This window comes from Shinella zoogloeoides (assembly GCF_020883495.1).
GTDB classification, from domain to species: Bacteria; Pseudomonadota; Alphaproteobacteria; order Rhizobiales; family Rhizobiaceae; genus Shinella; species Shinella zoogloeoides.
On record NZ_CP086610.1, the window covers coordinates 1,376,532 to 1,396,449 of the forward strand.

Here is a 19,918-nt window from a genome sequence, read left to right on the forward strand (position 1 = left end):
GCGTTTCTCTTGGAGCGCGCTGTCGCCTGTGCTAGCAATCGACCATGGCATCGTTCTTTTCAAAACTCTTCGGTCGCGGCGGCGGCTCGGACGCTCCGGCAAAGGTTGCCGAGGAAACCGAGGCCTATAACGACCTTCTCCTCGTCGCCGCTCCCATCGCGGAGGGCGGCCAGTATCGCCTCGCGGGCCGCATCGAAAAGCAGGACGGTGAGCGCGTGCTGATCCGCACGTTCATCCGCGCCGACCTCTTTTCCTCGCGGGACGACACGGTCGCCTCGACCTTCCGCAAGGCAAAACAGATCGCCGACCAGCACGGCGCCTCGCTGTTCAGCGACGGCGCGGAGAGCCGGCAGGTCTAAATAATCCGGATGCAGGGCAGGAAGGCGCTAGAGAACCGGCGCGATTGCCTGTATCCGCAGAAGATGACTTTTGGCGATTCTCCCCGTGTCCCAAGGCGGGGATAGTCGAAGCTCCGCGGACCGATCATGGGTACAGAAAACCTGATCCTGCTTCTCATCGAGGCCGGATTCTATTTCGTCTTCATGGTGGGCATCCTGCATCTGCGCCATCAACTGGGCATCGGCGTGTTCATCGCCGCGCTCGGCGTGATGCATTTCCTCGAGACCTATCTCGCCGCCGTCTTCTATGTCGAATTGCCCTTCGGCGTGATTTCGCCCGGCTCCTCGGTGCTGTTCTCCGGCAAGCTGATGATGATCCTCCTTCTCTATGTGAAGGAGGATGCCGCCGTCGTGCGCGCGCCGATCTACGGCCTGCTCGCCGGCAATTTCCTGACGGTGGGGCTAAGCTTCCTCCTGCGCCATCACCAGACGGTGGGGGCGGTGCCGGGCCGCATCGCCGACCTTGCCTTCATCGACGAAATGGGCTGGCTGATGCTGTGGGGCACGACGCTGCTCTATCTCGACGCGCTCGGCATCATCCTGCTCTACGAGCGGCTCGGCCGGGTCTTCAAGAAGAGCGTGGCCCTGCGCTTCTTCGTCTCCGGCGTCGTCGTGCTCACCTTCGACCAGATCGGTTTCTTCGCGGCGCTGCATTTCCTCAACGGCGCGCCGGTCGCGGTCTTCTGGGGCGGCTGGATCGCCAAGATGATGGCGGCCTGCGTCTATGCGGTGCTGATCACGGTTTACCTGCATTATTCGCGCCTGTCGGCCATTCCCGTCTCGCCGCGGCCGATTGCCGACATCTTCGCGGACCTCACCTTCCGCGAGCGCTACGAGGACCTGCTCGACCGTTCCGGCCGCGACGCGCTGACGGGCATCTACGATCGCAGCCGGCTGGAATTCGAGGCCCCGCGTGTGCTTTCGGCCATGCTGGCGGAGGGCAAGCCGCTGGCGCTGATGATCATCGACGCCGACCATTTCAAGGACGTCAACGACCGCTTCGGCCACCTTGCCGGCGACGGGGTGCTCAAGGAGATCGCCGCCTGCCTGCAGCGCACGCTGCGCAGCGGCGACCGGATTTTCCGCTTCGGCGGCGAGGAGTTCGTCGTGCTCTGCGAGGATATCGCGCCGGAGACTGGGACGAGCCGGGCCGAGGCGCTGCGCCGCGCCGTGGAGACGGACATCCGCCGGCCGGACGGCCTGCCGGTGACGGTCAGCATCGGTGTCGCCAACAGCTATGGCGACGGCACCACGCTCAACGCCCTCCTGTCGGCCGCCGATGCGCGGCTCTATGCGGCCAAGGATGCGGGGCGCAACCGGGTGATGGCCGCTTAAAGCCGCACCGCTTTCGCCTTAGACCCCGACATTCGGCCGGTCGATGATCTCGCGCAGCGCGAAGCTCGAATTGATCTTCACCACATGGGGCAGGGCCGAGAGCCAGTCGCGGTGGATACGCTCGTAATCCTCAAGGTCCTTGGCCGCGACGCGCAGGATATAGTCGTATTCCCCGGACATCAGGTAGCAGACCAGCACATTGGGGCACAGCTTCACCGCCGCCTCGAACTCCGCCAGCGTCTTGGCGAACTGGCCGGAAAGCGAGATATGCACGATGGCGATCATCTTGTAATCGAGCGCCTTGGGTGAGACGCGGGCATGGTAGCCGTTGATGACACCGGATTTTTCGAGAATGTCGAGACGGCGCGAACAGGCGGACGGCGACAGGCCGACGCGTTCGGCAAGCTCGGCATTGGAGATTCGCCCGTTCTGCTGAACCGCCTTCAGGATCGCAGCATCGATAGCATCCAGTTGCGCCATTCGAATTTTCTCCGAAAATTTCGCAGATAATCGAAGAATATTCGATGAGCGGCCCTTTCGCCAAGGGGCTTTGCAAGGACATTGCGTGCGTCCTCTGCTTCCATTGTGTCTCCGCCGAACAAGGCGGCAAGAACGGGAACACACCACTGGGAAAGGAACGCGCATGCGTGTCGGTTGTCCGAAGGAAATCAAGAATCACGAATATCGGGTCGGTCTCACGCCCGGTGCCGTGCGCGAATATGTGGCCCACGGCCATGAGGTGATCGTCGAGACCAAGGCCGGCGCCGGTATCGGCGCGGACGATGACGCCTACCGCGCCGCCGGCGCGAAGATCGTGCCCACCGCCGCGGACATTTTCCTGAAGTCCGACATGGTGGTGAAGGTCAAGGAACCGCAGCCCGCCGAATGGGCGCAGCTCCGCGACGGACAGATTCTCTATACCTATCTCCATCTTGCCCCGGACCCGGAACAGACCAAGGGCCTTCTCGCCTCCGGCGTCACCGCCATCGCCTATGAGACGGTGACGGATGATCGCGGCGGCCTGCCGCTGCTCGCTCCCATGTCCGAGGTCGCCGGCCGTCTCTCCATTCAGGCCGGCGCTACGGCGCTGCAGAAGGCCAATGGCGGGCGCGGCATCCTGCTCGGCGGCGTGCCGGGCGTGCTGCCGGCCAAGGTGGCGATCATCGGCGGCGGCGTCGTGGGCCTCCATGCGGCAAAGATGGCCGCCGGCCTCGGTGCGGATGTCTCCATCCTCGACCGCTCGATCCCCCGCTTGCGTCAGCTCGACGATCTCTTCGGCGGCCGCGTCCACACGCGCTACTCGACAATCGATGCGCTGGAGGAGGAGGTCTTTTCCGCCGATCTGGTCATCGGCGCCGTGCTGATCCCCGGTGCTGCCGCGCCGAAGCTCGTCACCCGCGAAATGCTCTCGGGCATGAAGAAGGGGGCGGTCATCGTCGACGTCGCCATCGACCAGGGCGGCTGCTTCGAAACCTCGCACGCGACCACCCATTCCGACCCGACCTACGAGGTCGACGGCGTGGTTCATTACTGTGTCGCCAACATGCCGGGGGCGGTGCCGGTCACCTCCGCCCACGCGCTCAACAACGCGACTTTGCACTACGGTCTCCAGCTCGCCGACAAGGGCCTGAAGGCGATCGCCGAGGACCGGCACCTGCGCGCCGGCCTCAATGTGCATAAGGGCCGTGTGACGAACCGCCCGGTGGCCGAGGCGCTCGGCTACGAGTCCGTCGCGCCGGAGGCGGTGCTGAACGTCGCCTGATTCTTGAAGGCGCGGTCTACCTCGAATCGAAACCGCCGGCGTGAGGCCGGCGGTGAAGGTTTGGGCTGATAGGATGATTAGCGCACGAATTCGTCGATACGGCGGAGCGTGACGCGGCGATTGCGCCATTCCTCGTTCTGCGTCGGCACCAGCAGATATTCCTCGCCGTAGCCGACGGTCTCCAGCGCGCGATAGGGAAGGCCGAATTCCTCGACGAGCACCCGTTTCAGCGATTCGGCGCGGCGTTCCGAGAGGATCTGGTTCGACGCGGCGGAGCCGACGGCGTCCGTATGGCCTTCGATCAGGAAGACGGCGCGGCGGCGACGGCTGAGGAGCCTTTCCATTGCACGCGCGATCTGGCGCACCTTGCGGTATTCCGAGCGCGGGATTTCGGCCGAGGCGAAGGCGAAATTGATCGACTGGATGTTAATCGACGGCGCTGCGCCGCGCAGGTCCGGCCGACGCTTGAACTCGCGCACCGTCACCCGTTCCTCCTCGCGCATGCGGCGGGCGGGGGCGGCGTCGAGACGGCGCAGGATCATGTCTTCCGAAGGGGTTTCCTGCGCGAGCGTCGCACGCGAAAAGGCCGGAACGGCGAGGGCGGTGGCGAACGCGGTCAGGAAAGTGCGGCGTTGCATGGGTGTCTCCTTCAGTCTGGATCGTCTGTTGGCTGCAAATTGCCCCGGACGACCTGAAGGGAGCCTGAACCGCCTGTTAGGCTCCGTTCATAATGCTTGACGCCGCTCGGCCGGGGGCAGGTAGTCGCGCTTGGCGAGCGCCAGCAGTTCGGCGTCGGAAAGCGGCACGACGTCCGCCTCCAGCGTGCTGACCGGCGAAAAACCGAACATCTGGTAGAGCTGTAGCGCGCGGGGATGATCGATGCTGTTGGTGGTGACGGTCACGCGCTTCGGCCCGCTCGCCCAGGCGGCATAGAGCGTCTGGAGCAGGAACCATTTGCCGATGCCAAGCCCGAGCGCCCGCTCGAAGAGGCCGAAATGCGAAAGCTCGATCGTGTCGTCGTCGAGTTGCCGCAGCTCGAAGAAGCCGGCCGGCGCGCCATCGACATAGAGCACGGTCACGCTGTTGCGCTTGTCGTGCAATGTCGTGGCCAGCGCCTCGTCGTCCATGCGCAGCCGGTCGACCCAATGCCAGCGGCTGCCGACCTGCCGGTAGAGGAAGCGGTAGAAGGCAAGCGGGATTTCCGTCACGCCGAGGATCGCCGTCTGCACGTTGACCGGCACCGGCAGGCTCTGCTTTGGCGGCGCGATCATTTCGAGCGATGTGATGGTGACGGATATCGGCGCGGACTGGACCTTCTTCGCCATGGATCAGTCCTTACCTGTCATTGGGCCTGTTACTGGGCCCGTCGCGGGGCCGGTCACGACGGGCGTATCCTCGCGCCCGCCCCATTCCGTCCAGGAGCCGTCGTAGAGCGTGTTGTTCTCGTGGTCGAGCGAATGCAGGGCCAGCGTGATGATCGCGGCCGTAATGCCGGAGCCGCAGCTCGTGACGACCGGCTTTGAAAGGTCGATGCCCGATGCCTCGAAATGCCGGCGCAGGCTTTCGAGGTCCTTGAACCTGCCGCTTTCGGAGAACGTGCCGGAAGGCAGGCTTCTCGCGCCCGGCATATGGCCGGAGCGCATGCCGGCGCGCGGTTCCGCCTCTTCGCCGGTGAAGCGGCCCGCGCCGCGCGCATCGGCGATCTGCCTCGATCCCGTCGTCACGACGCCGCGCATCTCCTCGAAGGAGGTGACGGCATAGGGATTGAAATTGGTATGGAAGGTGGCCGGTGCCGGCTCAGGAAGGTCTGTCTGAAGCGGCCGTCCTTCCTTCTTCCAGCCGTCAATACCGCCGTCCATGACGAAGACGTTCTTTGCGCCCATCGTGCGGAAAAGCCACCAGACGCGCGGTGCGGTGAAAATGCCGGGGCCGTCATAGACGACGATGGTGTCCGTATCCGAAATGCCGAGCTTGCCGACCTCGGTCGCAAAGAATTCCGGCGAGGGAATGGTATGCGGCAGCGTGCTGGAATGGTCGTGGATCGCATCCTGATCGAAGAAGACTGCGCCGGGGATGTGGCCTTCGGCATATTCGGCCGCGCCGTTGCGGTTCTGCGCGGGAAGATACCAGGAGGCATCGACGATGCGGAACTCCGGCGCGCCGAGCTGCTTTTCCACCCAATCCGCCGAGACGACGAACCTGCTCTTTTCGTTGGACATGTCTTGCTCCCTTCAGGCCTCGGAACCCGGCGCACCGAAACGGATGCGGAACCGGCGGTTCTCCTTGCCCTTCTTTTCGATCTTGGCGATGTGGATCGCGCCCACTTCCTGCGTTTCGGAAACATGGGTGCCGCCGCAGGGCTGACTGTCGACGGATGAATTCTCGCCGATGCACACGAGGCTGACGCGGCCGAGGCCCATCGGTGGGCGCACGTTCTTGGATTTCACGATGCTGGGATTGGCCGCCAGTTCCTCGTCGGTGATCCATTGGACGAAGATCGGATGGTTCTCCTCGACGAGCGTCATCAGCTTCGCCGTCACCTCGTCCCTGTCGATGGTTTCCGTCATGTCGAAATCGACGCGGCTATCCTCTTCGCCGACCGCCGCGCCCGTGATCGGGTAGGGGCAGACGACGGAAAGCAGGTGGCAGGCCGTGTGCATGCGCATCAGCCTGTAGCGGCGCGCCCAGTCGGTATGGGCGACGACCGTCTCGCCGACGATGGGCAGGGCCTCGCCCTCGAGCGGCCGGTGGATGATGATTTCCTTGGTCGCGCCCGTCACCGCCGGGCCGAGCGCGATGCGGCCGCCGTCGGCGCGCTCCAGAAAGCCCGTATCGCCCGGCTGGCCGCCGGAGGTCGCGTAAAAGCAGGTCTGGTCCAGCTCGATGCCGCCGTCCTCATGCACCGCCGTCACCACTGCCTCGTTTGTCGAAAGATAGAAATCGTCGCGAAAGAGGGCGGTGGTGGGAAGGGACATGGAACCTATTCGACCGGCTGATAGGGGACCTTGATCCCCGATTTCGCCTTCAGCCAGCCTGGAACCGGCAGGCCCTTCGAATCGAGGAAGTCCGGGTTGAAGAGTTTGGACTGATAGCGGTTAGCATAGTCGCAGAGGATCGTCACGATCGTGTGGCCGGGGCCGAGATCCTTCGCAAGGCGGATCGCGCCCGCGATATTGATGCCCGAGGAGCCGCCGACGGCGATGCCCTCGTTCTCGATGAGGTCGAAGACCAACGGAACCGCCTCCGAATCCGGGATATTGTAGGCATAGTCCGGCGTGAAGCCTTCGAGATTGGCCGTGATGCGGCCCTGGCCGATGCCCTCGGTGATCGAGCTGCCGGAGGATTTCAGCTCACCGTTCTCGTAGTAGCTGTAGAGCGCCGCGCCGTCCGGGTCGGCAAGGGCGATCTTGATGTTCGGGTTCTTCGCGCGAAGGCCGGCGGCGACGCCAGCAAGCGTGCCGCCCGAACCGACGGCCGAGACGAAGCCGTCGACCTTGCCGTTCGTGTCGCGCCAGATTTCCGGCGCGGTCGTCTCGATATGCGCGTCGCGGTTGGCGACGTTGTCGAACTGGTTGGCCCAGATCGCGCCGTTCGGCTCGGTCTTCGCAAGCTGCTCGGCGAGGCGGCCGGAAAGTTTTACGTAATTGTTCGGGTTCTTGTAGGGAACGGCCGGCACCTCGACCAGTTCCGCGCCGAGCAGGCGCAGCGCGTCCTTCTTTTCCTGGCTCTGCGTCTCGGGAATGACGATGACGGTGCGATAGCCGAGCGCCTGCGCCACCAGCGCAAGGCCGATGCCCGTATTGCCCGCCGTGCCTTCGACGATGACGCCGCCCGGACGCAGCGCGCCGGAGCGTTCGGCCGCGCGGATGATGGAGAGCGCCGCGCGGTCCTTCACCGACTGGCCGGGGTTCAGGAATTCCGCCTTGCCGAGGATTTCGCAGCCCGTCGCCTCCGACGCGCCCTTGAGGCGGATCAGCGGCGTGTTGCCGATTGCATCGAGGACGGACGGAAGAATGGACATGGCAGACGGGCCTCGCATTATGTACCTAGACTGAAAACGTCTTTTCCGCCTGCAAGCGCCGCTTTGCAAGAAATCCTGTTTCTTGTGAAAGGGCTTCCGGAGCGATTTTTTCCACCGGAGGCCTCAGGCGAGGGGCCGCGTGTAGACCACCTGCCGCACATCGATGTTTTCCGCACGAAAACCCGCCTCGCAATAATAGAAGTAGAATTCCCAGAGCTTGCGGAAGCGCTCGTCGAAGCCGAGCGGCACGATGCGCTCCCAGGCGGCGCGGAAGCGGTGCCGCCATTCGGCGAGGGTGCGGGCATAGTCGTGGCCGAAGCCCATGTCGGAAGCCGTCGACAGGCCGAACTGCCGCCCCAATGAGGAGAGGTGCTCGCGGGTCGGCAGCATGCCGCCGGGGAAGACATATTTCTGGATGAAATCCGGATTGGCCCGGTATTCCGCATAGGCTTCCTGAAGAATGGTGATGATCTGCAGGCCTGCCCGTCCGCCGGGCTTGAGACATTCGTGCAGCTTGGAGAAATAGGCCGGCCAGTATTTTTCGCCCACCGCCTCGAACATCTCGATGGAGACGATGCGGTCATAGGTGCCGGTCTCGTCGCGGTAGTCCTGGAACTTCAGCTCCACCCGGTCGGCAAGGCCGGCCTTGGCCATGCGCTCGCGGGCAAAGGCGAGCTGCTCGCGGCTGATGGTCAGGCCCGTGACCTTGCAGCCGATCTCGCCAGCCGCGAATTCCGCAAAGCCGCCCCAGCCGCAGCCGATCTCCAGCACGTGGTCGCCGGGGCCGATTCCCGTCGCCTCGGCCAGCGCGCGATATTTTGCGACCTGCGCGGAGGTGAGGTCGTTCGCGCCGCGCGAATAGAGCGCGGAGGAATAGGTCATCGTCGGGTCGAGCCATTGGGAGTAGAAGGCGTTGCCGAGATCGTAATGCGCCGCGATGTTGCGCTGGGAGCCGCGGCGGGTGTTGGCGTTCAGCCAGTGGCGGAATTTCTCGACCAGCAGGAAGAGACCGCGCGGGCCGTTCGTATAGTTGCGCACGACCTTCGTGTTGATCAGGACGAGTTCGAGAAAGGCGCCGGCATCCGGGCTTTCCCAGTCGCCGTCCATATAGGTTTCCGCGACACCGATCGCGCCGCCGCTGACGGCGCGATGCACGAGGTTCCAGTTATGGAGCGTCACCGCGGCATGCGGACCGGGGGTGCTGCCGGCGATCACGAACGTCTGTCCGCCCGGTATCGTCATCGCCAATATGCCGGCTTCGAGGCTGAGCAGCCCGCGAAGGACCATCCGGGCGCGCAAGGGCAGTCCCTTCGTGCGGGTCGGGAAATTCTCTGCCGTCAGCCGCCCATGGCCCGCAAACGCCGTTCCTGAAGTCATTTCAGTCGTCATCGATTGCCCCTCTGTCAACCCGACGCTGGGGAAGGCTAGCCGCAATGGGCGTGAACGCCAAGTCGTGAATCGTGACAGGTCGGATCAAAAAATTGGCCGGCCCGGCCGTGAAAGGGGCGGCTTTTAACGAACTGTTAGCAAGCATGGTTAATTTTGCGTCTATCCGGCGCGTTGCGGAACGGAATGGCTGCGCGCCCGTTTGGACGGAAACTGGAGACACCGCGATGCTTTTCGGACTTTTTCAGGCCACCCCCACCAACGACGATGACATCGCCACCGGAACCTATGCGGACGGCGTCGTCGGAACGCCGCTGAGCGATGCCTCCGCCCGCCCGCGCGACCGCAGCCAGCCTTTCCGCCGCACCGCCCACGAGCGGGACTACGGCACGACGCGCGCCGCCGGTCAGACCGGCGCGGGCATGATCCCCTGAAGTAAAGGCACGCCCGAAGGGCGGGCTGACGTCGAGGCAAGATCGGAAGATTGGTTTTTCGCGCCTTGGGCTGAAAAGCAGAAGGGCCGCGCTATTCAGCGCAGCCCTTCAAAATCTGGCTCCCCGGGCCGGATTCGAACCGGCGACCTGTCGATTAACAGTCGAATGCTCTACCGCTGAGCTACCAGGGATCATCCGCTCGCTGCGGAGTGAGCGCGTAATACAAATGCTGGATCGATTTGCCAAGCGCTTTTTGACAAAAAAATGCACCAGACTTGATTGATTGTGGAGAAGTCTCCAACTGGGAGAAGGAAGAGCCTTGGAAAACCGGGCTTTGCAGCGAAAAGAGCGGTGAATGACGGCGCGGAAAACAAATATGCATTTCGGGATCGATCCCCGCACGCGGGAGATCGTGATCGGTTCGTTCCGCATGAAACTGCCGGAATCGCGCTGGTCGCGCACCGCCATCGGCGTGCTTCTCGTCTGCGGCGGCCTGCTCGGCTTCCTGCCGGTGCTCGGATTCTGGATGGTGCCGCTCGGTCTGCTCGTGCTTTCGCACGATTCTCCCTATGTACGCCGCCAGCGCCGCCGCCTCGCCGTCTGGTGGGCGACGCGCAAGGCCCGGCGCAATGCGCGCTGAGTCCCGTTGCCTCGCGCCGGCGGACCTGCTCTAACCCCTTGCAACGATTTCGGGTGAGGGACCTGCATGGAACTGCTGCTGAAGGGTGTCGCGATCGGAATCGGCGCGACGGTGCTCATGGATCTGTGGGCGGTGTTCCTCTGGAAGGTTTTCCGTCAGGCGCGGCCCAACTGGGGGCCGGTGGGGCGCTGGTTCTGGCACCTGAAGAATGGCACCGTCTTTCACAATGACATCGCGAAGGCCGAACCCTATGCGCATGAACACGCGCTCGGCTGGATCGGCCATTATGCGGTTGGCATTCTCTATGGTGTGATTCTGGCGCTGCTTGCGGGCGCGGACTGGTTCGCATCGCCCACCTTCCTGCCGGCCTGGATTCTCGGCCTGGTGACGGTGGGGGCCGGCTGGTTCCTGCTGCAACCCGGCCTTGGCCTCGGCGTTGCCGCCTCGAAGTTGCCGAACGCCAGCACGGTGAGGGTGTTCAACCTCATTTCCCACACGGTCTTCGCGCTGGGTCTTTACGGTACGGCCCTGCTGATCGCCTGAGCGCACCCGAAAAAAAACGCCACCGGGCACAGGGCGCGGTGGCGTTTTGCGTTTAGCGGGCTGCGGCGATGCCGAGGATGAGGCCCGTGGCGACGCTCATCAGCAGGTAGCTGTCGTCCACCTTCACCCATTGCTGGCCGCGACCGGGCTTGCGCAGGCCGTGGCGATGGTAGTCGCGGACGGGCGGACGGCGCTTCCAGTCGGAATAGCGCTCGCCCTTGCGCCAGTCATGGTGCCGTCTGGCGCCGTGCTTGTCCCAGGAGGAGGAATAGCCGGGCTTGCGGTCGTTGCCGTAATGCTGCTGGGCCTGCGCCATCGGCGCGGCGGCAAAGGAAAGTGCAACGGCGGCAAGAAGGGTTCGGGTCAGGACTTTCATGGTCGGTTCCTCGTTGTCGATGCGAGGAACCTAGGGCGGATCTGATGAATGAAAACTGAATGAAACATTACAATGCTGTAATGAAAACAGTATGTTAATTCCTATGTTCACTTTGTGGCGGCCGTCTCATGACGTAGGGTGAGGCAGCGGCGTCTGCGGAATCGGGAATGCCCAGTCGTAGACGATGTTGAAGACGAAGGCATAGACCAGGTAGAAGGCGACCACCGTCAGGTCCAGAACGAGCGCCGTCAGCAGCCCGATGCCGAGATACCAGGCGATGAACGGGATGAGGATGGCGATCAGGCCCAGTTCGAACAGCACCGTATGAAGCACGCGGATCGGCATCGTCTTCATCACGCTGCCGCGAAGGCGCAGCATCGTGCGGTCGAATCCCAGGTTGAAGACGAAATTCCAGACCGTCGCCGCGGTCGCCGAGACGACGCCGATGACGCCCATATGTCCGATAGGCTGGTCGAACAGGAAGGCGGCGCCCGGCGTGAAGACCGCAAGGCCGATGATCTCGAACATGATCGCATGCCGGACACGATCGCTGAAGGTACGCATGTGTTTTCCTCGACGTTGTTGGCGATACTTCTATCTGATATTCTGGCAGAGAAAAGTTAGATACTATCTGGAATTACGATAGATGCCGGTCTCGCTCGACCAATTGGAGGCGTTCGTCGCCGCCGCGGAACAGGGTTCCTTCTCGGCCGCCGCGCGGCACCTGCGCAAGGCGCAGTCGGCCGTCAGCCTGCTCGTCTCCTCGCTGGAGGACGATCTCGGCGTCAGGCTGTTCAGCCGCGCCACGCGCAATCCGACGCTGACGGAAGCCGGCAAGCGGCTGCTGGCCGAGGCGAGCCTCATCCTCGACCGCCGCGAGCACCTGATCGGCGTTGCCAGGAGTTTCGAGAGGCGGGTGGAGACACGGCTTGCCGTGGCCGTCGACGAACTCTACCCCGAACCGGCCGTCGGTGCGCTGTTCGCGGCTTTCGCCGAGCGATTCCCCCATGTCGAGCTGGAGCTTTCCTTTCCGTCCACGCGGGATATCGCGGGACTGGTGCTCGAGGGCAAGGCCGATCTCGGCGTGACATGGCGGGAGGAGGACCTGCCGCCGGCGCTCGGTTTTCACACCATCGGCTGGGTGCCGCTCATCCTCGTCTGCGGGCGCGGCCATCCTTTGGCTACGACGCCCGTCACCTGGGAGGAACTGCGCCGCCACCGCCAGATCATGGTGACGAAGCGCAGCGACGGGGCGGAAACCCATCGCCTGCGCGTGGCGGCCGAGGTCTGGTGGGTCGGCAGCCATTGGGTCATCCTGCAGATATTGCAGAGGGGCATCGGCTGGGCGCTGATTCCCGCGCATATTCTGGCCAATTCCCCGCTCGCGCCCGAACTGGCGACGCCATCGCTGCAATTCGACGGCGGCGCTCACCCCGTCGCGCTCGAACTCATCTGGAACAAGCAGCGCCCCGCCGGCCCCGCCGCCTTATGGCTGCGCGAACAGTTCGCGGCGACCGGGATTCGCAGCGGGGAGATAGAGGATATTCCGCGTCTGGCGGATGTGGTTACGGTGATGTGATCGTCTTCGGATAGTGGTGTGACGTTGGCCGGTAAAAAAGCTTGGCATTCGCAACGAATGCCCTTGCGCCCTTTCTAAATTCGTTCTAAACGCCCGTCACCACACGCTTTATAGCAAAACGGATGGCCTCGTGGCGGAGTGGTGACGCAGAGGACTGCAAATCCTTGCACCCGAGTTCGATTCTCGGCGAGGCCTCCACCTTCTCCCGACAGGCGCGGATATATGTCGCTTTAAAGTGCTGCGTGCGGGGTGCCGCTTCGTGCGTCTGCGGTTTGGTGATGATCGACTTTCACACGGCTGCGACCGTGAAAATAGACCCACATCGCGTTAGTTTTGCCAGCCGTTCGTTTGTGTCCCTTGTTTACCGAAGGTCCGTTCAACTCGCTATTCCGCTGGAGATTGGGGTCGCCCATCGGCGAAACTGCTCTCCTTTGTGCGAGTTGCCGATGCACGTGCACGACTATCTTCTTTAGAAAACTAATATCTGCTGGTGTTCCAAACGTCGGATGTCTCGATCCTGCGAATCGATCACGCTTGGTCTTCGCGCCTCTGTTGTCGGGAGGACGAAGTAACGAGGAGCTTACGGTTCGCAACACCCTGTGTTTGTAGCTACCGTTTCATAGACAAGAGCCTTCCCGACACTATTGCGCGGGAGCGCCTTCGAGGCCCACAAGGGCGATCTTGCCGTAGCCGGCGCCGCGCAGGAGGTTCATCACATCCATGACGCTGCCGTAGTCCACGGCCTTGTCGGCGCGCAGAAGGATGCGGGCGTCCTTGTTGCCTTCCGTCACGGCGTCGAGCGCCGGGCCGAAATTGTCGCGCGCGATCTCGCCATTGCCGATGGAGACCGTCAGGTCCTTCTTCAGCGTCATGAAGACCGGCTTGTCCTCGCGCGGCGTCGGCTGGGCGACGGAGGAGGGCAGGTCGACATTGATGTCGACGGTGGCGAGCGGCGCGGCCACCATGAAGATGATGAGCAGAACCAGCATGACGTCGATGAACGGCGTCACGTTGATTTCGCTGTTCTCCTCGAGGTCGTCGCCGATACCTTCCTTGATCTTGCCGGCCATGGCGTCACCCGGCCTTGGCGACGCGCTCGGCGCGCTGCGCGGGATGGCGCATGGCGCGGCGCACGTCGAGATCGCGGCTGGCAAGCCGCTCGATGGCGGCGGAGGCGTCCGCGAGGTTCTGGCGGTAGCCGGTGATGGCGCGGGCGAGGAAATTGTAGATCACCACGGCGGGGATGGCGGCGACGAGGCCGATGGCCGTCGCCAGAAGGGCTTCGGCGATGCCGGGGGCGACGATGGCGAGATTGGTGGTCTGTGCCTTCGAGATGCCGATGAACGAGTTCATGATGCCCCAGACGGTGCCGAACAGGCCCACGAAGGGCGCGGTCGAGCCGATGGTGGCGAGAAGGCCGGTGCCCTTGGCGATGCGCCGCCCGGCATGCACTTCCATGCGGGTGAGGCGCGAGGCGATGCGCTCCTTCACGCCGCCGTCGGAGACATGGTCGAGCACGGCTTCCGAGGCTTCCATCTCGTCGCGCGCCGCGCGCGTCATGCGGCCGACGACGCCGCGGTTGCCGCCGATGGCGTCCTCGCCGTCCTCAAGGCCGCGGGCCGCGGTGAGCTGGCGCACGGCCCGGCTGGCCGAGCGCTGCGCGCCGCCGAGTTCGGCAAGCTTGACGAGCAGGACGGTCCAGGTGACGACCGAAGCGAAGGCAAGGCCGATCATCACGCCCTTGACGACGATATCGGCCGCCATGAACATGCCCCACGGGGAAAGATCGTGCGGAAGGCCTGCCTGCCGCTCGCCGGCCGTATCGAGCGCTACCGCGTCGTCATCGGCTGGAGCCGTGCCGGTTTCGGCGGCGCTCGCCGGGGTGGTCGATGCACCGGCTTCGTTTTCGACGGTCGTCGGACGCGATGTCGTGTCCGTCGTCGTGCCGGCGCCTGTCGCCGTGCCCGTCGTGGATTGTCCGGCTTCCGGCTGGCTGTCCGTCTGGACCGCGGGGGTCTCCTGTGTCTGCGCCGAAACGGCGTGCGGGGCGGCAAGCCCCATCAGGATGATCGCAAAGTACAGTCGAGACCGTTTCAGCACGGCATATTCCTCTTGCATGTCGCAGTTCGGGCGACGCCCGTTTGAAAGACAGGGCGCGCGGCTCCCTGAAACCTCCGTGCTCAATACGACATTATGCCCGGCGCAGGCAATGATATGTTGAGTAATTTATTCATGATAACGCGGGAAATCACAGGGCGCGCTTTTTGCGCGCAACCGCCTGCCGCCTATGGACACCCGCCCCGAAACCGCACTAAGAGAATTGCGACGCACCCGGCACGGGCCGGGCCTTTGCGCCGGTCTTCGCCGTTTTATTCTAAGGGCCAGAGATGATTGACTACAAAGCAGCGCGCACGAAGATGGTGGACAACCAGATCCGTACGACGGATGTGACGTCGCACGAGGTGCTCGACGCCTTCCTGACGGTTCCGCGCGAGGAATTCGTGCCCGCGGCCGTAAAGCCGCTCGCCTATATCGATAATGACATCCAGCTTGCGCCCGGCCGCTTCCTCATGGAGCCGTCGCCGCTCGCCAAGTTGATCCAGCTCGCCGATATCGCACCGGGCGACATCGTGCTGGAAGTCGGCTGCGGCAGCGGTTACGCCTCGGCGATCCTGTCGAAGCTCGGCAGTTCGGTCGTGGCGCTGGAAAGCGACGCGGAACTTGCCGCGAGCGCGACGGAAACCCTTGCCAGCCTCGGCTATGACAATGTCGCCGTCGTCACCGGCGATCTCGAGGGCGGATACGCTCCGGAGGCGCCTTACGACGCCGTCTTCGTGCATGGCGCGGTCGAGTTCGTGCCGGAAGCGCTGTTCGCGCAGCTTCGCGATGGCGGCCGCCTCGTCGTGGTCGAAGGCTACGGCAACGCCTCGCAGGCGCGCCTCTATATCAAGGAGGGCGGCCGCGTGGCCGAGCGCAATGCCTTCAACACGGCCGTCAAGCCGCTGCCGGGCTTCCGCAAGGCGAAGGAATTCGTCTTCTGACAGCGCTGCACGCAGCATGAAATCCGAAGGCCCGTCCGCTTCAAGCGGCGGGTCTTTTTCGTTGCCCTTGGCAGCGCAAACAAATCTGTGCATCACTCATGGCATTATGATTCGCAGCGATTTAGTTCGCCGCCGAACTCGCCTAGGGTTTTCGGGATGTCGGGCATGGCTCCGGAGCATCTCCAGCAAACGTGCATAGCGGTTTTGCATCGGGAATTGCGCTGAACAAGGGGCTGGCTGCGGACGCCGCAGAGAACGGGGATAGAAATGGCTCAGCCGAATGTAGCGCGTGAACCGTCCATGGATGAGATCCTGGCGTCGATCCGCAAGATCATCGAAAACAACGAGGCGCAGCCTGACCTTGCCGCCGATGCCGGCGAGGACGAGGGCTTTGCCATCACCACCGAGAGCCATGCGAGCCTCATGGATCATCCCGCCGTGGTCGACCGCTTCCATTCGGAAGAGCAGCGCGCCGCCGCGCCGTCGTTCCAGCGGAGCGAGCCGGGGCAGGGCGGCCAGCCGGCCCTGTCGCTGGCCGATGTCGCCGCGCGCGTGCGCGCCGCCTCCGAGCGCCATGTCGCCGCCAACCGGGAGAATGCCGAGCCTGTCGCCATCGAGCCGGAGCCGGCGCACGAGGAAAGCCCGCTCATCGCGGTCCGCCTGAGCGAGACGAGCCGCCCGGCTCTCATCGAAACGGTCGAGCCTGCCATCGAGGAAGCGGTGGTCGCCGCGCCTGTTCAGGCCGTTGTCGAGCCGATCGCGGCCGGCCGCGATATCGCTGCGCTCATTTCACCGGCTGTCGGCGAGCGTGTGGCGCAGTCCTTCGGCGCGCTGGCCGAGGCCATCGATGCCGGCCCGCGCCGCTCCTTCGACGAGATCGCCGAGGACATGCTGCGCCCGATGCTGCAGGAATGGCTCGACGACAACCTGCCGACGCTGGTCGAGCGGCTGGTGCGTGAAGAGATCGAGCGGGTGGCGCGCGGCCCGCGCCGCTGAGCGACGCCTCTCTTCCTCAAGGAAAAATGAATTGAGCCGCACCGGAACCCCCGGTGCGGCTTTTCTTCTGATATTGTTGACTCCATGCCGGCCATCCGGTTTACAAACCCCACCGACAAACAGCAGGCCACGCACGAAAATGCTTGAAAAAAACTATGATTCCGCAGCGGTCGAGCCGCGAATTGCCAAGATGTGGGACGACGCGGACGCCTTCCGCGCCGGCGAGGGTGCAAAGCCCGGCGCCGAGACCTTCACCATCGTCATCCCGCCGCCGAACGTGACCGGCTCGCTGCATATGGGCCACGCCCTCAACAACACGCTTCAGGACATCATGGTCCGCTTCGAGCGCATGCGCGGCAAGGACGTGCTGTGGCAGCCGGGCATGGACCATGCCGGCATCGCGACCCAGATGGTCGTCGAGCGCAAGCTTGCCGCCGAAAAGCTTCCCGGCCGCCGCGAGATGGGCCGTGAGGCCTTCATCGAGAAGGTCTGGGAGTGGAAGGCGGAATCGGGCGGCCTGATCTTCAACCAGTTGAAGCGCCTCGGCGCTTCCTGCGACTGGTCGCGCGAGCGCTTCACCATGGATGAGGGGCTTTCCGAAGCCGTGCTCGAAGTCTTCGTCTCGCTCTACAAGGAAGGCCTGATCTATCGCGGCAAGCGGCTGGTCAACTGGGATCCGAAGTTCGAGACGGCGATTTCCGATCTCGAGGTCGAGAACAGGGAAGTCGACGGCCACATGTGGCACTTCAAGTACCCGCTCGCCGACGGGGCCACCTATACCTATGTCGAGAAGGACGCGGACGGTAACATCGTCTTCCAGGAGGAGCGCGACTACATCTCCATCGCCACCACCCGTCCCGAGACGATGCTGGGCGACGGTGCTGTCGCCGTCCACCCGTCCGACGAGCGTTACGCGCCGATCGTCGGCAAGCTCTGCGAGATCCCGGTCGGCCCGAAGGAGCATCGCCGCCTCATCCCGATCATCACCGACGAATATCCGGAGAAGGATTTCGGCTCCGGCGCGGTCAAGATCACCGGCGCGCACGACTTTAACGACTACCAGGTCGCCCGCCGCAACAACATCCCGCTTTACCGGCTGATGGACACGCGCGCCGCCATGCGCGCTGACGGTGAGGCCTATGCCGTCTATGCCGCACAGGCGCTGGAGATTGCGAAGTCGGGTCATGTGCCCAGCGAGGCGGAGGTCGACGACATCAACCTCGTGCCCGACGAGTATCGCGGTCTCGACCGCTATGAGGCGCGCAAGCGCATCGTTGACGCGATCAATGCCGAGGGCCTCGCCGTTACGGTGAAGGACGCCGAGGGCAACGACGTTCCCTATGTCGAGAACAAGAAGGTCATGCAGCCCTTCGGCGACCGCTCCGGCGTCGTCATCGAGCCGATGCTGACCGACCAGTGGTTTGCCGATGCCGCGACGCTGGCCAAGCCCGCCATCGCCTCCGTCCGCGAGGGGCGCACGAACTTCGTTCCGAAGAACTGGGAAAAGACCTACTTCGAGTGGATGGAGAACATCGAGCCGTGGTGCATCTCGCGCCAGCTCTGGTGGGGCCATCAGATTCCGGCCTGGTACGGTCCGGATGGACAGGTCTTCGTGGAGAAGACCGAGGAGGAGGCGCTGCACGCCGCCATCCAGCACTACATCGCCCACGAAGGCCCCTGGAAGGCCTGGGTCGAGGAGAAGCTGGAGAACTTCGCGCCGGGTGAAATCCTGACGCGCGACGAAGACGTGCTCGACACCTGGTTTTCCTCCGCGCTCTGGCCGTTCTCGACGCTCGGCTGGCCGGAGCAGACGAGGGAACTGGAGAAATATTACCAGACCGACGTCCTCGTCACCGGCTTCGACATCATCTTCTTCTGGGTCGCCCGCATGATGATGATGGGCCTGCACTTCATGAAGGACGAGTTCGGCAATCCGGTCGAGCCGTTCCACACCGTCTATGTCCACGCGCTGGTGCGTGACAAGAACGGGCAGAAGATGTCGAAGTCGAAGGGCAACGTCATCGACCCGCTCGAGCTGATCGACGAATACGGCGCGGACGCGCTGCGCTTCACGCTGGCCATCATGGCCGCGCAGGGCCGCGACGTGAAGCTCGACCCGGCCCGCATCGCCGGCTACCGCAACTTCGGCACCAAGCTGTGGAACGCCACGCGCTTTGCCGAAATGAACGGCGTGAAGGCCGATCCGAAGTTCGTGCCGGAGACGGCGTCGCTGACGATCAACCGCTGGATCCTGACTGAGCTTGCCCGCACGGCGCGCGACGTCACCGAGGCCATCGAGACCTACCGCTTCAACGATGCGGCCGGCACACTCTACCGCTTCGTCTGGAACCAGTTCTGCGACTGGTATCTCGAATTGCTGAAGCCGGTCTTCAGCGGCGAGGACGAGGCCGCCAAGGCGGAATCGCAGGCCTGCGCGGCCTATGTGCTGGAAGAGACCTACAAGCTCCTCCACCCCTTCATGCCCTTCATGACGGAAGAGCTGTGGGCGCATACCGCCGGCGAGGGCACGACGCGCGACAGCATGATCTGCCACGCTTCCTGGCCGTCGCCGGCCTATGCGGACGACGCTGCGGCCGACGAGATCAACTGGCTGGTCGATCTCGTCACCGGCATCCGTTCCGTCCGCGCCGAGATGAACGTGCCGCCGAGCGCGACGGCTCCGCTCGTCGTCGTGGGCGCCAACGCGCTGACGAAGGCGCGTCTCGCCACGCACGATTCGGCGATCCGCCGCCTCGCCCGCGTTGCGGATATTCGTCTTGAGGATGCCGCACCGAAGGGCGCGGCGCAGATCGTCGTCGGCGAAGCGACCGCCTGCCTGCCGCTCGGCACCCTGATCGATCTGGCCGCCGAAAAGGCCCGCCTCGAAAAGGCGATCGACAAGGCGAAGGCGGAAGCCGCGCGCATCCAAGGCAAGCTGTCGAACGAAAAGTTCGTCGCCAACGCCAAGCCAGAGGTGGTCGAGGCCGAGCGCGAGCGCATGGCCGAGTTGGATCAGCAGCTTGCAAGTCTCTCGGTGGCGCTCGCCCGCGTTAGCGAAGCGGGCTGATTCTCCGCTTTCACCGCTGGAAGCCCTGAAAACCGCGCCGGAAGCCCCGGCGCGGTTTTCTATTCGCGGATAGGCCTGCAAAATTTCGGTTGTGTCCAGAATGTGACATGATTGTGATGGTGTGCAAAATAATTCCAAATTTATCCCGTTATGTCAATTTCCGGAGAATTCTATTTCAGTTGCACTGAGTGTTGAGGGGCTTCAGAAAAATCTTACGTAATTTAATGAATGCTTCCCGCAAATCACGGACAAGAAGTGGGGTTTGCCAAGCCGGCGCGGGTCTTCGATAGTCCATTTCGGATAGGCGCAGGACGAGGAAACTGTAGTTTGCGCCGGGATT

The 19,918-nt window shown here is 63.8% G+C and carries 21 protein-coding genes and 2 tRNA genes; 11 read left to right on the plus strand and 12 right to left on the minus strand.

Translation table 11 applies throughout. The features are described from left to right. Positions 1–44: 44 nt before the first annotated feature. Together K8M09_RS06955 and K8M09_RS06960 are read left to right on the plus strand one after the other, a co-directional pair. Entirely contained in the window at positions 45–359 is a 315-nt protein-coding gene (locus tag K8M09_RS06955; protein ID WP_160784651.1) for an HlyU family transcriptional regulator, read from the plus strand. A gap of 123 nt (positions 360–482) precedes the next feature. After that, positions 483–1,733, plus strand: coding sequence for a GGDEF domain-containing protein (locus K8M09_RS06960; RefSeq protein WP_229342324.1), 1,251 nt, complete (start codon positions 483–485; stop codon positions 1,731–1,733). An 18-nt stretch (positions 1,734–1,751) separates the two neighbouring features. Here the strand turns inward: K8M09_RS06960 and K8M09_RS06965 are convergent, their stop codons facing one another. Next, a complete protein-coding gene (locus K8M09_RS06965) occupies positions 1,752–2,213 on the minus strand; it encodes an Lrp/AsnC family transcriptional regulator (RefSeq protein ID WP_160784649.1) in 462 nt (153 codons plus the stop codon). Between the two features lie 163 nt (positions 2,214–2,376). On the opposite strand from K8M09_RS06965, the gene ald reads away from it, so the two are divergent. Then, complete coding sequence (ald, locus tag K8M09_RS06970; protein ID WP_160784648.1) at positions 2,377–3,495, plus strand: alanine dehydrogenase; 1,119 nt, start codon at positions 2,377–2,379, stop codon at positions 3,493–3,495. Between the two features lie 77 nt (positions 3,496–3,572). Here the strand turns inward: ald and K8M09_RS06975 are convergent, their stop codons facing one another. The 6 genes from K8M09_RS06975 to K8M09_RS07000 form a co-directional block, all read right to left on the minus strand. Beyond that, on the minus strand, positions 3,573–4,133 hold the full coding sequence (locus K8M09_RS06975; RefSeq protein WP_160784647.1) for an OmpA family protein: 561 nt from the start codon (positions 4,131–4,133) through the stop codon (positions 3,573–3,575). A gap of 87 nt (positions 4,134–4,220) precedes the next feature. After that, the gene (locus K8M09_RS06980; RefSeq protein ID WP_160784646.1) at positions 4,221–4,820 is read right to left on the minus strand and encodes a GNAT family N-acetyltransferase; all 600 of its coding nucleotides are present in this window, start codon (positions 4,818–4,820) and stop codon (positions 4,221–4,223) included. 3 nt (positions 4,821–4,823) lie between these two features. Beyond that, positions 4,824–5,714: a 3-mercaptopyruvate sulfurtransferase gene (gene sseA / locus K8M09_RS06985; RefSeq protein ID WP_160784645.1), complete on the minus strand. Its 891-nt coding sequence runs from the start codon at positions 5,712–5,714 to the stop codon at positions 4,824–4,826. Positions 5,715–5,726: 12 nt separating this feature from the next. After that, positions 5,727–6,470: an alanyl-tRNA editing protein gene (locus tag K8M09_RS06990; protein ID WP_160784644.1), complete on the minus strand. Its 744-nt coding sequence runs from the start codon at positions 6,468–6,470 to the stop codon at positions 5,727–5,729. 5 nt (positions 6,471–6,475) lie between these two features. After that, entirely contained in the window at positions 6,476–7,516 is a 1,041-nt protein-coding gene (locus K8M09_RS06995) for a cysteine synthase A (RefSeq protein ID WP_160784643.1), read from the minus strand. Positions 7,517–7,639: 123 nt separating this feature from the next. Continuing rightward, a complete protein-coding gene (locus tag K8M09_RS07000; protein ID WP_160784642.1) occupies positions 7,640–8,905 on the minus strand; it encodes an SAM-dependent methyltransferase in 1,266 nt (421 codons plus the stop codon). Positions 8,906–9,129: 224 nt separating this feature from the next. On the opposite strand from K8M09_RS07000, the gene K8M09_RS07005 reads away from it, so the two are divergent. Further along, a complete protein-coding gene (locus K8M09_RS07005; RefSeq protein WP_160784641.1) occupies positions 9,130–9,336 on the plus strand; it encodes a hypothetical protein in 207 nt (68 codons plus the stop codon). A gap of 116 nt (positions 9,337–9,452) precedes the next feature. Here K8M09_RS07005 and K8M09_RS07010 read toward each other — a convergent pair. Beyond that, positions 9,453–9,527: transfer RNA gene (locus tag K8M09_RS07010), tRNA-Asn, on the minus strand. 185 nt (positions 9,528–9,712) lie between these two features. Between K8M09_RS07010 and K8M09_RS07015 the strand changes: the two genes are divergently transcribed. Further along, positions 9,713–9,976 carry a hypothetical protein gene (locus K8M09_RS07015; protein WP_229342180.1) on the plus strand — a complete coding sequence of 88 codons (264 nt, stop codon included), beginning with the start codon at positions 9,713–9,715 and terminating at the stop codon, positions 9,974–9,976. 66 nt (positions 9,977–10,042) lie between these two features. Continuing rightward, a complete protein-coding gene (locus tag K8M09_RS07020) occupies positions 10,043–10,519 on the plus strand; it encodes a DUF2938 domain-containing protein (RefSeq protein ID WP_160784639.1) in 477 nt (158 codons plus the stop codon). A 52-nt stretch (positions 10,520–10,571) separates the two neighbouring features. Here the strand turns inward: K8M09_RS07020 and K8M09_RS07025 are convergent, their stop codons facing one another. Continuing rightward, positions 10,572–10,895, minus strand: coding sequence for an RcnB family protein (locus K8M09_RS07025; protein ID WP_229342182.1), 324 nt, complete (start codon positions 10,893–10,895; stop codon positions 10,572–10,574). Between the two features lie 126 nt (positions 10,896–11,021). Beyond that, positions 11,022–11,459 (minus strand): PACE efflux transporter, encoded by a 438-nt coding sequence (locus K8M09_RS07030; RefSeq protein ID WP_160784638.1) that lies wholly within the window; start codon positions 11,457–11,459, stop codon positions 11,022–11,024. An 82-nt stretch (positions 11,460–11,541) separates the two neighbouring features. On the opposite strand from K8M09_RS07030, the gene K8M09_RS07035 reads away from it, so the two are divergent. After that, positions 11,542–12,474: a LysR family transcriptional regulator gene (locus tag K8M09_RS07035; RefSeq protein ID WP_160784637.1), complete on the plus strand. Its 933-nt coding sequence runs from the start codon at positions 11,542–11,544 to the stop codon at positions 12,472–12,474. Positions 12,475–12,598: 124 nt separating this feature from the next. After that, a tRNA-Cys gene (locus K8M09_RS07040) sits at positions 12,599–12,672 on the plus strand. A gap of 443 nt (positions 12,673–13,115) precedes the next feature. On the opposite strand, the gene exbD is transcribed toward K8M09_RS07040, so the two are convergent. Both exbD and exbB read right to left on the minus strand, forming a co-directional pair. Then, on the minus strand, positions 13,116–13,544 hold the full coding sequence (gene exbD / locus K8M09_RS07045) for a TonB system transport protein ExbD (RefSeq protein ID WP_160784636.1): 429 nt from the start codon (positions 13,542–13,544) through the stop codon (positions 13,116–13,118). Positions 13,545–13,548: 4 nt separating this feature from the next. After that, a complete protein-coding gene (exbB, locus tag K8M09_RS07050) occupies positions 13,549–14,574 on the minus strand; it encodes a tonB-system energizer ExbB (protein WP_229342184.1) in 1,026 nt (341 codons plus the stop codon). A gap of 290 nt (positions 14,575–14,864) precedes the next feature. On the opposite strand from exbB, the gene K8M09_RS07055 reads away from it, so the two are divergent. The 3 genes from K8M09_RS07055 (at position 14,865) to K8M09_RS07065 (ending at position 19,578) form a co-directional block, all read left to right on the plus strand. Continuing rightward, a complete protein-coding gene (locus tag K8M09_RS07055) occupies positions 14,865–15,515 on the plus strand; it encodes a protein-L-isoaspartate O-methyltransferase family protein (RefSeq protein WP_229342326.1) in 651 nt (216 codons plus the stop codon). Positions 15,516–15,782: 267 nt separating this feature from the next. Further along, complete coding sequence (locus K8M09_RS07060; RefSeq protein ID WP_160784634.1) at positions 15,783–16,511, plus strand: PopZ family protein; 729 nt, start codon at positions 15,783–15,785, stop codon at positions 16,509–16,511. Positions 16,512–16,650: 139 nt separating this feature from the next. Then, a complete protein-coding gene (locus tag K8M09_RS07065; RefSeq protein ID WP_160784633.1) occupies positions 16,651–19,578 on the plus strand; it encodes a valine--tRNA ligase in 2,928 nt (975 codons plus the stop codon). The last annotated feature ends 340 nt before the right edge of the window (positions 19,579–19,918 follow it).

Coding starts and splice junctions, on each gene's coding strand:
- K8M09_RS06955 (WP_160784651.1), top strand. CDS start 45: ATGGCATCGTTCTTTTCAAAACTCTTCGGTCGCGGCGGCGGCTCGGAC.
- K8M09_RS06965 (WP_160784649.1), bottom strand. CDS start 2,213: ATGGCGCAACTGGATGCTATCGATGCTGCGATCCTGAAGGCGGTTCAG.
- ald (WP_160784648.1), top strand. CDS start 2,377: ATGCGTGTCGGTTGTCCGAAGGAAATCAAGAATCACGAATATCGGGTC.
- K8M09_RS06975 (WP_160784647.1), bottom strand. CDS start 4,133: ATGCAACGCCGCACTTTCCTGACCGCGTTCGCCACCGCCCTCGCCGTT.
- K8M09_RS06980 (WP_160784646.1), bottom strand. CDS start 4,820: ATGGCGAAGAAGGTCCAGTCCGCGCCGATATCCGTCACCATCACATCG.
- sseA (WP_160784645.1), bottom strand. CDS start 5,714: ATGTCCAACGAAAAGAGCAGGTTCGTCGTCTCGGCGGATTGGGTGGAA.
- K8M09_RS06990 (WP_160784644.1), bottom strand. CDS start 6,470: ATGTCCCTTCCCACCACCGCCCTCTTTCGCGACGATTTCTATCTTTCG.
- K8M09_RS06995 (WP_160784643.1), bottom strand. CDS start 7,516: ATGTCCATTCTTCCGTCCGTCCTCGATGCAATCGGCAACACGCCGCTG.
- K8M09_RS07000 (WP_160784642.1), bottom strand. CDS start 8,905: ATGACGACTGAAATGACTTCAGGAACGGCGTTTGCGGGCCATGGGCGG.
- K8M09_RS07005 (WP_160784641.1), top strand. CDS start 9,130: ATGCTTTTCGGACTTTTTCAGGCCACCCCCACCAACGACGATGACATC.
- K8M09_RS07015 (WP_229342180.1), top strand. CDS start 9,713: ATGCATTTCGGGATCGATCCCCGCACGCGGGAGATCGTGATCGGTTCG.
- K8M09_RS07020 (WP_160784639.1), top strand. CDS start 10,043: ATGGAACTGCTGCTGAAGGGTGTCGCGATCGGAATCGGCGCGACGGTG.
- K8M09_RS07025 (WP_229342182.1), bottom strand. CDS start 10,895: ATGAAAGTCCTGACCCGAACCCTTCTTGCCGCCGTTGCACTTTCCTTT.
- K8M09_RS07030 (WP_160784638.1), bottom strand. CDS start 11,459: ATGCGTACCTTCAGCGATCGTGTCCGGCATGCGATCATGTTCGAGATC.
- K8M09_RS07035 (WP_160784637.1), top strand. CDS start 11,542: ATGCCGGTCTCGCTCGACCAATTGGAGGCGTTCGTCGCCGCCGCGGAA.
- exbD (WP_160784636.1), bottom strand. CDS start 13,544: ATGGCCGGCAAGATCAAGGAAGGTATCGGCGACGACCTCGAGGAGAAC.
- K8M09_RS07060 (WP_160784634.1), top strand. CDS start 15,783: ATGGCTCAGCCGAATGTAGCGCGTGAACCGTCCATGGATGAGATCCTG.
- K8M09_RS07065 (WP_160784633.1), top strand. CDS start 16,651: ATGCTTGAAAAAAACTATGATTCCGCAGCGGTCGAGCCGCGAATTGCC.